Origin of the sequence: Marimonas lutisalis, assembly GCF_005434965.1 — a bacterium.
GTDB lineage: Bacteria > Pseudomonadota > Alphaproteobacteria > Rhodobacterales > Rhodobacteraceae > Marimonas_A > Marimonas_A lutisalis.
The window spans coordinates 642,952-654,418 of the sequence record NZ_SKCI01000001.1 but is presented as its reverse complement, the minus strand read 5'-3'; the positions used below and the strand labels follow the sequence as shown (position 1 = coordinate 654,418).

11 protein-coding genes (1 of these 11 cut by a window edge) are annotated in these 11,467 nt (G+C 66.8%); 6 read left to right on the top strand and 5 right to left on the bottom strand.

Annotation, left to right across the window (positions count from 1 at the left end; all coding sequences use genetic code 11):
* Positions 1-109: 109 nt before the first annotated feature.
* Positions 110-265 carry a DUF2256 domain-containing protein gene (locus E0501_RS03190; protein ID WP_137700830.1) on the bottom strand — a complete coding sequence of 52 codons (156 nt, stop codon included), beginning with the start codon at positions 263-265 and terminating at the stop codon, positions 110-112.
* Between the two features lie 5 nt (positions 266-270).
* A complete protein-coding gene (locus E0501_RS03185; RefSeq protein ID WP_137699894.1) occupies positions 271-1,749 on the bottom strand; it encodes an FAD-binding domain-containing protein in 1,479 nt (492 codons plus the stop codon).
* Between the two features lie 114 nt (positions 1,750-1,863).
* On the opposite strand from E0501_RS03185, the gene pepN reads away from it, so the two are divergent.
* The 5 genes from pepN to E0501_RS03160 all read left to right on the top strand — a co-directional run bounded on the left by pepN (position 1,864) and on the right by E0501_RS03160 (position 6,916).
* Positions 1,864-4,413, top strand: coding sequence for an aminopeptidase N (gene pepN / locus E0501_RS03180; RefSeq protein ID WP_137699893.1), 2,550 nt, complete (start codon positions 1,864-1,866; stop codon positions 4,411-4,413).
* 135 nt (positions 4,414-4,548) lie between these two features.
* Positions 4,549-5,154, top strand: coding sequence for a dimethylsulfonioproprionate lyase family protein (locus tag E0501_RS03175; protein WP_137699892.1), 606 nt, complete (start codon positions 4,549-4,551; stop codon positions 5,152-5,154).
* A gap of 66 nt (positions 5,155-5,220) precedes the next feature.
* Positions 5,221-5,751 (top strand): hypothetical protein, encoded by a 531-nt coding sequence (locus E0501_RS03170; RefSeq protein ID WP_137699891.1) that lies wholly within the window; start codon positions 5,221-5,223, stop codon positions 5,749-5,751.
* Complete coding sequence (locus tag E0501_RS03165; RefSeq protein WP_137699890.1) at positions 5,748-6,488, top strand: SDR family oxidoreductase; 741 nt, start codon at positions 5,748-5,750, stop codon at positions 6,486-6,488. The genes E0501_RS03170 and E0501_RS03165 overlap by 4 nt, the downstream gene beginning before the upstream one ends.
* On the top strand, positions 6,485-6,916 hold the full coding sequence (locus E0501_RS03160) for a hypothetical protein (RefSeq protein ID WP_137699889.1): 432 nt from the start codon (positions 6,485-6,487) through the stop codon (positions 6,914-6,916). The genes E0501_RS03165 and E0501_RS03160 overlap by 4 nt, the downstream gene beginning before the upstream one ends.
* Positions 6,917-7,054: 138 nt before the next feature.
* Here the strand turns inward: E0501_RS03160 and E0501_RS03155 are convergent, their stop codons facing one another.
* Positions 7,055-7,831 carry a transglycosylase SLT domain-containing protein gene (locus E0501_RS03155; protein ID WP_137699888.1) on the bottom strand — a complete coding sequence of 259 codons (777 nt, stop codon included), beginning with the start codon at positions 7,829-7,831 and terminating at the stop codon, positions 7,055-7,057.
* Positions 7,832-8,036: 205 nt separating this feature from the next.
* Between E0501_RS03155 and E0501_RS03150 the strand changes: the two genes are divergently transcribed.
* Positions 8,037-9,326 (top strand): hypothetical protein, encoded by a 1,290-nt coding sequence (locus tag E0501_RS03150; RefSeq protein WP_137699887.1) that lies wholly within the window; start codon positions 8,037-8,039, stop codon positions 9,324-9,326.
* Here the strand turns inward: E0501_RS03150 and E0501_RS21080 are convergent, their stop codons facing one another.
* Positions 9,327-9,497, bottom strand: a complete 171-nt coding sequence (locus tag E0501_RS21080) for a hypothetical protein (protein ID WP_161594536.1) — start codon at positions 9,495-9,497, stop codon at positions 9,327-9,329.
* Positions 9,498-9,598: 101 nt separating this feature from the next.
* Positions 9,599-11,467: the 3' portion of an Ig-like domain-containing protein gene (locus E0501_RS03145; protein WP_407943397.1), read on the bottom strand. It continues 21 nt past the right edge of the window; the window shows 1,869 of its 1,890 coding nt (coding positions 22-1,890); its start codon lies beyond the right edge, outside the window; the stop codon is at positions 9,599-9,601.

Below are 11,467 nucleotides of genomic sequence, written 5' to 3'. Positions count from 1 at the left end.
GTGCGCCACGGTTAGCGAAAAAGTTTCCGATAGGCAACATAACTGGTAAAGTATTTTTACCAATTAACGCGAAGTCGTTTCAAAAAATGCCGAACAATCGGATACGCCTTCAATCCCGCCCATCAGATCGCACCGTTTTGTTCCGCCGGCATCGCTCGGAACAGTATTTCACTTCGGCCCAGTCCCGCGCCCATTTGCGCCGCCACGCAAAGGGGCGCCCGCAGGCTGCGCAGGTCTTTTGCGGCAACTCTCCCTTGCGACGCATCCGGCTCACAGCTCCAACCTCAACTGCCGGTCGTCACCGCGCCGGCGCGGCGCCCGCTTGCGGCTGGCATGCCGGGCGATCACCCGCGCCTTCTCGTCGCGGAAACTATCCTGCCGCCGCACCGCCCAGACCGCCTCGCGCGCGGCACGCGCGCTTGCTGCCACATCGACGACCGGCGCCGGATAGGCCAGGCTTCCAGCCCCCTCCCAGCGCCACGGCTCCTGAAGATACGCCTCCGGTACGTCGCGCAACTCGGGCACCCAGCGCCGCGTGAACGCGCCGCCGGCGTCCTGGTCATGCCCCTGTTTCACCGGGTTGTAGATCCGGATCGTGTTCATCCCGGTGGTGCCAGATTGCATCTGCACCTGGCTCCAGTGAATGCCCGGTTCGTAATCGGTGAAATACCGCGCCAGAACCTGCCCCGTCGCCCGCCAGTCCAACCACAGATGATAGGAGGCCACCGCCATCACCATGCTGCGCATCCGGAAATTCAGCCACCCGGTCGCGCGCAGCGACCGCATGCAGGCATCGACAAAGGGCAACCCCGTCTCGCCCTTGGCCCAGGCCGCCAGCCGCACCGCGTCCGGCTCCCGCGGGCGCAGCCCGTCATAGGCCCGGTGCATCGCGCGCCACTCGATCTCGGGCTCGTCCTCAAGCTTCTGCATGAAATGATCGCGCCACGCCAGCCGCGCCTGAAAGGCCCGCATCGCGCCCGCCCAGGCCTTGCCGCGCCCATTGGGCGCGGCCCGCCCCGCCTGCACCGCCTCGCGCACCGACAGCGTGCCAAAGGCCAGGTGCGGGCTCAGCCGTGAACAGGCCCGCGCGCCCTCGGCCGGCCGCGACATCGCCCATTGATAACTCTCGCCCCGCTCGGTCAGGAAACTGCCCAGAGCGCGCATCGCCCGCGCCCGCCCGCCGCGCTGCCGCTCCGGGCAATGATCCTCCAGCCCCAGCGCCTGCGCCGCGGGCGGCGCCACACCCGAAACGCTCAACGCGCGCGCACCCTCGGGCACCGGCACAATGTCCCGCGCCATGAACGCGTCCCGCCGGCCCTGCCATGCGTCGCGGCTCGCCAGCCGCCGTACCACGCCGCATTGCGCCAACTCGTCCCAGATCACCCCCTGCCCGCGTGCCCAGTCCGCCACCCGGCGGTCTCGCGCAAAACTCCACCCGTTGCCGGTTTCCTCGTGGCTCACCAGCCGCTCCGCTCCGGTCTCGCGCCGTAAGTCCTCCAGCACCTCCACCGCGTCGCCCACCCGCACGATCAGCGTCAGGCCGATCCGCGCCAGCCCCTCGCGCAGGCTGTCAAGACAGTCCAGCACAAAGGCATACTGCCGGCCCGATGCATCGCTCTGCGTCCACAGGTCCGGCTCCACGACATAAAGCGGCACCACCGGCCCAAACGCCGCCGCACGGGCCAGCGCCGGATGATCCTCGACCCGCAGATCCCGCTTGAACCAGCATATGACCGGCCGTTTTGTCATACCGCTTCCCCTTTCCAAAAGGTTACGCAACAACCACGCTGGCGGATCACCCATTGAAGCCCCGCCCGGCCCGCCCTAACGTCTGCCCGTCAGGACAGCCAAAGGAGACGCGCGATGAAGGATGCCGCACCCCAGACGATCTACCTCAAGGATTACACCCCCTTCGGCTACGTGATCGAAAAGGTCGATCTCACCTTCCGGCTTGCACCCAATGCCACGCGGGTCCTGTCGCGTATCCGCTTCGCGCCCAACCCCGACGCCCCCGATCGCCGCTTCTTCCTCCACGGCGAAGACCTGCGCCCCATCTCCACGAAAATCGACGGGGCCGACATCACCCCACGCCCTGTCCCCGGCGGCATCGAATGTGATGCCCCCGACACCCCCTTCACCTTCGAGGCCGAGGTCGAGATTGACCCCGCCGCCAATACCGCGCTCGAAGGGCTCTATATGTCCAACGGCATGTACTGCACCCAGTGCGAGGCCGAGGGCTTTCGCAAGATCACCTGGTATCCCGACCGCCCCGACGTGATGGCGCCCTTCACCGTGCGCATCGAGGGCGACGAGCCCGTCATGCTGTCGAACGGCAACCCCGGCGCGCGGGACGCAGGCTTTGCCGAATGGCACGATCCCTGGCCGAAACCGGCCTATCTCTTCGCGCTCGTCGCCGGCGACCTGGTGAACCACCCCGACAGCTTCACTACCGCCTCCGGCAAAGAGGTCGAGCTCAACATCTGGGTCCGCCCGGGCGACGAAGACAAATGCGCCTTCGGCATGCAGGCATTGAAGGACTCGATGAAATGGGATGAAGAGACCTATGGCCGCGAATACGATCTCGATGTTTTCAACATCGTCGCGGTCGACGATTTCAACATGGGCGCGATGGAGAACAAGGGGCTGAACATCTTCAACTCCTCCTGCGTGCTTGCCAGCCCGGAAACCAGCACCGACGCCAATTTCGAACGGATCGAGGCGATCATCGCGCATGAGTATTTCCACAACTGGACCGGCAACCGCATCACCTGCCGCGACTGGTTCCAGCTCTGCCTGAAGGAAGGTCTCACCGTCTTCCGCGACGCGCAATTCACCTCCGATTTGCGCAGCGCCCCGGTGAAACGCATCGAGGATGTCATCATGCTCCGCGGCCGGCAGTTCCGCGAAGACAACGGCCCGCTCGCCCACCCCGTCCGCCCCGACAGCTTTGTCGAGATCAACAACTTCTACACCGCCACCGTCTACGAAAAAGGCGCCGAGCTCATCGGCATGCTGAAAACGCTTGTCGGCGAGGCCGACTATTACAAGGCGCTCGATCTCTATTTTCAGCGCCACGATGGCGATGCCGCCACGATCGAGGACTGGCTCAAGGTGTTCGAAGACGCCACCGGCCGCGACCTGGCCCAGTTCAAGCGCTGGTATGATGAGGCAGGCACCCCGCGTCTGACCGTGTCAGACAGCTTCAACGATGGCACCTACACCCTTCATTTCAAACAGGAAACGCCGCCCACACCCGGCCAGCCCACGAAAGACCCGCGCGTCATCCCCATCGCCGTGGGCCTTTTGAACCCCAACGGGGACGAGGTGCAGCCCACCACCATTCTCGAGATGACCGACGCCGAGCAAAGCTTCAGCTTCGAAGGGCTCGCCTCCAAACCGGTGCCGTCGATCCTGCGCGATTTCTCGGCCCCCGTGATCCTCGAGCGCGAAAGCGACAATGCCGAACGCGCCTTCCTCTTGGCGCATGACACCGACCCGTTCAACCGCTGGCAGGCGGGCCGCGATCTGGCGCTCGATTGCCTGATCCGCATGATCCGCGATGGCGCCACGCCCGACAGCGCCTATCTCGACGCGCTCCACACCCTCATCCGCGATGACGCGCAGGACCCCGCCTTTCGCGCCCTCGCGCTCGGCCTGCCCTCGCAGGACGAACTGGCTCAGACTCTCCACGATCAGGGAACCACGCCCGATCCGCAGGCCATCTGGGACGCGCTGGAAACCCTCAAACAGGCCCGGGCCGAGGCCTACCAGGACACCGCCACCCGGCTGCATGCCCAATATCAGGTGACCGAAGCTTACGCCGCCAGCGCCGAACAAACCGGCGCCCGGGCGCTCGCCAATGCGGCGATGTCGATGCTGAACCGCCTCGATGGCGGCGCGCTGGCACAGAAACAGTTCGACAGCGCCGACAACATGACCCAGCAGCTCGCCGCGCTCTCCGCGCTCATCTCCGCAGGCAAGGGCGATGCGGCGGTCACCCGGTTCTACGACCAGTGGCAGCATGACCGGCTGGTGATCGACAAATGGTTCTCCGCCCAGATCGTGAACGCCCGCCCCGAAGACGTGGCTCAAGTTGCGAAAACCCTCACCGAACACCCCGATTTCACGATGAAAAACCCCAACCGCTTCCGCGCCACCCTGGGCGCGCTGGCGATGTCGGGCGCGGGCTTCCACCATGCCTCCGGCGCGGGCTATGCGCTGCTGGCCGACTGGCTGATCCGGCTCGACCCGCTGAACCCGCAGACCACCGCGCGCATGTGCACGGCGTTCGAAACCTGGCGGCGCTACGACGATGCCCGCCAGGCGCTGATCAGGGCCCAGCTGGAGCGCATCCTCTCAACCCCTGGTCTCTCGCGCGACACGACGGAAATGGTCACCCGCATCCTCGGCTAGGACCGCATCCGCTTGAAAGCGACCCACCCGGTCGCTTTCAAGCCCCCTGATCACGACTTTCCCACGCCGCTTTCCAGCCAGAGAAGAGCCGCGAATCCAGTCAAACAGCGCCAACCACGTTCAACAGGTGGCGCCATGCAGCAGACATCTCCGCACCCGCTCAGCTCGCTCAAGCTGTTTCTTGCCGGTCTTTATTCCGGCGAAGGCCGCCCCGGCGGCCGCGACACCGCGCAGGCGCTGATCGCCGCTGCCACCGAACCCTCGGGTCCGCTGCCCGTCGATACCCCACCACAGGTCGCGCTCGACGCGCTCGCGACCGACGCCCACCCGGGCCGCGAGGTGATCGAACGCGCCCTGCCGCACATCGCCTGGACCGATGCCAGCGGCGCCATGCCGGGGCTCAAACCCGACTGGGCCTCGGGCATGCTCGTGAACGAACTTCTCGGCCCTTCGGGACAGTTCCACCACCCCTCCGTCCGGGTCGGGCTTTTCGTCCAGATGCCCGGCTTTCATTACGGGTTGCGCACCCATCCGGCGGAAGAAACCTATATCCTTCTCGGCGGCGGCTCCTTCTGGGCCACGAACGGCGATGCCCCGGCGCGCCGCCACACCGGCGAGATCATCTTTCACCCCTCGATGATCCCGCACCAGACCCTGACGCGCGATGCCCCTTTCATCGCCGCCTGGCGCTGGTCGGGCGACATCGCCTACGAAGGCTACGCCGCGGTCGAAACCGCCTGACAGGGCCTTGCCCGCGCGGGACCGGGCGCATACCCTCGCCCGGTATCCGGTGCTACAGGTGTCTTCATGCCCGCCATCCTTGCCCTTCTCGGCCTTGTTACTGCCGTGCTCATCGTCGTGATCCGCGCCCGCAATGCCGCCGGCACGGCTTCCGATCTGATGGACATGGCCCATGACGTGCGCAATGCGGCGCGCCGCTTCGGCTTTCGCCGACAGGCCAACCTGCATCCGGTGGAATCGATCGAGGACCCGAATATCGCCATTGCCGGCATTGCCTCGGCCTTTCTCGAACTCGACGACCTGCCCACCTCGAACCAGCGCTCGGCGCTCACGCGCGCGATGCGCGACACGCTCGATCTCTCGGCGCAGGACGCGGACGAGCTTTCGATCCTCGGCCGCTGGCTGGCCAGCGAATGCGGCACCGCCCAGGCCGCGATCTCCCGCCTCACCCGCAAACTGGTGCGCCTCTCCGGCCAGCAAAGCCTCACCGCGCTCCTGACCGTGGTCAACGGCACGCTTGCCTCGTGCACCGACAGTCTCAACCTCAAACAGAAAGAGGCGCTGGACGACGTCCGCCGCGCCTTCCGTATCACATGACCGATCAGAACACCCTCCTCGTCACCGGCGGTTCCGCCGGCATCGGCGCCGCCTGCGCCCGCCTCGCCGCCCGCCAGGGCCGCGACGTGATCCTCACCTACAACTCCGACCTCGCAGGGGCCGAGGCCGTGGCCAGCGACATCCGCGCCGCCGGCCAATCGGCGCAGGTGCTGCGCTGCGATGTGGGCGATCCGGCCCAGATCGCGGCGCTCTTCGCCGCGATCGACCCGGCCACGCCCATCGATCTCGTCAACAACGCGGGCATCGTCGGCGCCAAAGCCTCGCTCGCCGATCTCACGTCAGACCGGCTGACCAGCATCTTCGCGGTCAACGTCGTGGGCGCCATCCTCGTGGCGCAACACGCCGTCGCGCATATGCGCGCGGCGCCGCGTATCGGCCATATCGTCAACATCTCCTCGGCCGCCGCCCGGCTCGGCTCGGCCAACCAGTATATCGATTACGCCGCCACCAAAGGCGCGATCGACACGCTCACACTGGGGCTGGCCGACGAACTCGCCCCCGAAGGTATCCGCGTCAACGCCGTGCGCCCGGGCCTCATCGAAACCGACATCCACGCCAAGGGCGGTGAGCCAGACCGCCTCGCGCGGCTCTCGCATACCGTGCCCATGGGCCGCGCCGGCTCGGCCATGGAAGTGGCCGAAACCGTGCTCTGGCTGCTTTCGCCCCAGGCGTCCTACGTCACCAAGAGCTTCCTCGACGTCGCCGGCGGACGATGACCGAATTCCGGTTCGAAAACCGCGGCCGCAGCCCCAGGGCGGCGCTCGTGCTCGTCGCGATCTATGCCGCGCTGCTCCTGCTCGTGGGGCTCATCGACATGGCCTGGTGGATCGCCGCTGGCATCGCGCTCTTCACCCTGCCCGCGCTCTGGGAATTCGTCACCGATCCGCGCGCCGAACTCGTCCTCGACGATCGCGGACTCAGGTGGCGCACCCACCGCACCGGCGATGAGCTGCCGCTGGCGCTCCTCGACAAGGTCCGCCTCGACACGCGGCTCGATCTCTCGGTGCGCGTCACCCTGCACCTGCGCGACGGGCGCCGCATCCGCCTGCCGCACGCCGCCACGCCCCCGCATCAACCCTTCGAAGACGCGCTCAGATCGCGCGGCATCGCCACCGAACGCCACCACTTTTCCCTTATGGGCTGACCCGCCGCTCTTTCTTGGCAAAAATTCTCAATCAACCGCTTGCCATGGTGGCCAACGCCACCCCTTCTTGACGCCCCCAACGCGCGGTGCGCGCGGCATGGGCGGGCGGGTGGGCCGCCGCACCGCGCGTCTCGCGGTTCAGCCCGGCACCAGCCCCTTGGGCCGTGGCCGCGGCCGCAGGCTCGACAACGGCTTGCAATAGCTCTGCGCCCGCAACCAGCCCGCCATATCCGCCCGCTTCGCCGAAGACCGCATCGGCCCCCAATCGGCCGAAACGCCGCGCCACTTGCGCTTGTACTGGCTCGAATACGCATGGATCACGCCGTCGCGTGGCACCGTCTTGGCCATGATCCGGATCGCGCAGCTCAGGTTCGCCGCCCCGTTCTTCAGGGCCGCGCCCGAGCGCGCCCGGCAATCGTAGAGCCGCGCCGTCGACGGCAGGATCTGCAACAGCCCGTACCACAGCCCGCCGCCGCCCACGGCCTCGGGCCGATAGGTGCTTTCATGCTTGGTCAGCGCCGACAGGAACCCCACCCAGAAGGCCGCGCGCTGATCGGGGCTGGCCTGCGGATAGGCCGGGCACCAGGTCTGGATGTCGCCCGGCACCATCCGCACCAACGGCGCGCCGTGATCGCCCAGCGCCGACAGCGCCGCGCGGGTCCACAGATAGGCCTCTCCGCGATGCGCCCAGCGCGCATGCGGCACCGCCTCGCGCCGTGCCTGCGGCCTCGGGCCCGGGGCGGCGGCGCGGGCCGGCTCGGCGCGCACGATCTCGATGGCGGCAGGCGCGGGCGCGGCGGGATTGTCCACGCCAACGGGCGGCGCCACCGCCTCGGCGGGTGCTACCGTGGGAATGGCCGCAAGCAGCAAAGCGGCCAGCGCGCCCAGGCGCGCGCAGGTCAAACCCCAGGTCATCGCGCGATCAAAGCGGCATTTTTCATCAAAGGCAAGCACTTGCGCGCCTCGCCTCACCCGACTGGCGCAGGCGTTGCGCCAATTTCCGCCCGCTTCTCGCGGGATTTTACCCGCGAAACTCCTTGGCCGCGCCCTCTTTTGGCCCGAATGCCGGACCATACCGGGCGCCGTGTGAAATCGCGCAGAACGACGGCACGGTGAGGCAATGAAACGGATCGGCGGTATTCAGGATGTGATGGCGCGCACGCTGGCCAACCTTCAGGGCGGCATGCGCAACGTGCCCCTGCGCCGTCTCGCGGCCCGGGCCGAGGATGCGCTCGACAAGGCACTCGCCGAGCGGCTCGACCGGCAGCTGATCCTGCCCTGCGCCGACGATCCCGCCGAAGAGCTTTCGCGCGGCGCCATACAGGATCGCGGCCAGTTCCTCTCGCGGCAGGACCGCTGGGACGAATTATCCGAGCTGATCCGCACCGCGGATGCCGAACGCCAGGCCACCACCTGCGCGATGTCGCATGCCGAGCTCTACTGCTTCGGCGCCCGCGCCGACGTGGTCCACGCCACCGAAGAGGCCCTGGCCGATGGGGTCCGCCCCTCGATCGAGGGCATCGAGGCGTTCGAGGAACTGCTGTCCGAATATCCCGACGATTACCCGGTCGCCGTCACCGTGGCGCTCACACATGCCGATATCGGCTGGGCCTGGCGCGGCGGTGATTGGCCGCATGAAATCCCGGAACGCAACATCAAGCTCTTCGAGACGCATTTCGACCGCGCCCGCGAAATCCTCGCGCCGATGGTTCCCGCCCATCCCGACTCGCCGCTCGTCGCCTCGGCGCTCTGCACCCTGCTGATCGGCGATCCCGCCCCGCAGAACCGGCTCGCCGACGACTACGAGCGCCTGATCGATCTCGACCCGCGCAATCCGCGCCCGATGCGGGCACTCGGCTATCACCTTCTGCCGCGCTGGTTCGGCTCCTACGACGCGCTCGAGCTCGAGGCCCGCCGCACCGCCGCGCGCACCGGCGAAACCTGGGGCAACGGCGCCTATACCTGGGTTTTCATGGATGCGCTTTCGGTCGATCCTGGGGCCTCGCGTATCGTCGATCTCGATTTCTTCATCGACGGGATGCGCGACATCCTCGCCAACCGCCCGGACCAGCATTTCGCCAATCTCATGGCCGCCTATGCCGCGATCGAGATGGACCCGGCACGCCTGCCCAAGGACGCCCCCGATATCGTGCGAAAGACCCGCGTGGCAGTGACCGAAACGCTCGACTGGATCCTGGCCGAGTACCTTTTCGAACTGCATCCGCTGGTCTGGGCCCAGGCGGCCATCGGCCCCGGCGCCAACACGCCGCTTCCGCGCCGCTCCGCGCTCGTGCGCAAGGGCGTCGTGACCGCGCGCCAGACCATCGCGCGCCACTTCGCCGAAGAGCTCCTGTCGGGCACCACGGTCGCCTTTTCGCGCCACGGATTGCGGCTCTACCCCTCGCTCTGATCAGCCGCAGCTGCACCAGCCGTTCTCGGAGGCCCCGATCAGCCCCTCGCCCAGCGCCAGCCACCAGCCCGGGTCGGCCACCCGTGCAGTATCGGCGGCAACGCCTGACACCCCTGTCGCGAGGGCCGCGACGACAAGGGCCAGCAAAATGATCTTGTGATGAAAACGCATGGGTCAATCCCTCCAGGAAATGACCCCATGATGCCACGCAACGCGGCATCGCATCAGTCAGGAATACCCCACCCGCGCATGGCGGGTGGGGATATTCAGCCTCAGAAGATGAAGTCGGCCGCGTCCAGTTGGCCCAGATCGACGTTCTCCAGCAGGATCGACTTCCCGCCGCCGGTGTCGATCAGCACATCCGCGCCGACCTGGCTCGCTGCCAGACCAAAGGCCGCGATGTCCGAGATCGAGCTCAGACCCGAGAAATCCAGCTTCTCGTTGTCGTTCGTCGCCTCGAAATCCAGCACGATATCGACGCCGTGCCCATCGGCAAACACGAACACGTCGTCGCCCGTGTTGCCCTGGATCGTGTCGTTGTCCTGGGCCCCGATCAGCACGTCACTGCCTCTGCCTCCGACCAGGATGTCCTTACCGGTACAGCCATCCATCGTGTCGTTGCCCGTGCCGCCGCGCATGTTGTCATGCCCGCGCCGACCGATCAGGGTGTCGTCGCCGTCGCCCGCTTCCATCCGGTCGCGGCCCTTGCCGCCATCGAGCTCGTCATTGCCGTCGCCACCGGTCATGGTGTCGCGGCCCTTGCGCCCGCGCAGCACGTCATCGCCAAGGCCGCCGTCCAGCGAATTGTCGCTCAGGTCGGTCATCAGCAGGTCGTCGAAATCGGTGCCGATCACGCCTTCGATGTCGACCACCTTACCCACAACGATATCGGTGAAGAGATCGCCCGCCGCAGCCCGGCCGTTGCCCGCCACGTCGTTCAGGAAGTCGACCCGCGCGCGTTCGGCCGCGCCGGCATAGCTGATGATGTCGAACCCGTCGCCGCCGGTGAACTGGTCCGCCCCCTCATTGCCGATCATGGTGTCGTCGCCGATGCCACCGTCAAGCTGGTCATCTCCCGAGGTTCCCAACAGCAGGTCGTCGCTGTCCTCACCGCTCAAGGTGATCGTCACCGTCGCTGCATCCCCACCGGTCAGCGTATAGGTGAAGCTGTCGGTCGCCCCGAGGTTCGCAGCCCCCGAACCGGCTGCGGGCAGGCTGTCGAACGCGCCGTTGGGATCATACTCAAAGAGACCATCCGCCCCCAGCGTCAGCAACGCCCCCGAGGCCAAAAGGATCTGCGTACCGACCGAGGCGGCCGAGCCATTGACTTCGGTCACGAAGAAAGGATCGGCCTCCGGATCGCTGTCCGGCCCCGATCCATTGTCCGCGAACACCTCGCCCGCCGATATGAGGTCGCTTTCCAGAATGGCAAAACTGTCATCCGCGGCGACCGGCGGCATATTTTCCGGCTCGATGGTCAGCGAATAACTCCCGGAACTGGTTCCGAAGCCGTCACTGATCGTATAGGTCAGCGTCTCGGTCCCGGACACGCCCGCACCAGGCGTAAAGGTGAACGACCCGTCCGCCGTCATATTCACCACGCCCAGCGACGACTGCTGGTAGCTGACCACGTTCAGTGGATCGCCATCCGCGTCGGTGTCGTTAATCAGAAGCCCGGCGCCTGCCGCCACGGTCAGCACTTCGCCAAAGGCGGTGGTATAGCTGTCGTCGTTGGCAACCGGCGCCGCATTGGCAACCTCGATCGTGAGGCTCCCCGAACTCGTGACGAAGCCATCGCTGATCGTGTAGGTCACCGTCTCGCTGCCAATGAAGCCGGAGTCCGGCGTGTAGTCGAACGAACCGTCCGTCCGCATCACCAGGGACCCGTTGCTCGGCGACTGGTAGGAGACGACGACAAGCGCGTCGCCATCCGGGTCGGTGTCATTCGCCAGAACGCCCGGCGAGGCGATGTTCAGCACGTCGCCCGGGCGCATCGTATAGCTGTCGTCGTTGGCAACCGGCGCCGCATTGGCAACCTCGATCGTGAGGCTCCCCGAACTCGTGACGAAGCCATCGCTGATCGTGTAGGTCACCGTCTCGCTGCCAATGAAGCCGGAGTCCGGCGTGTAGTCGAACGAACC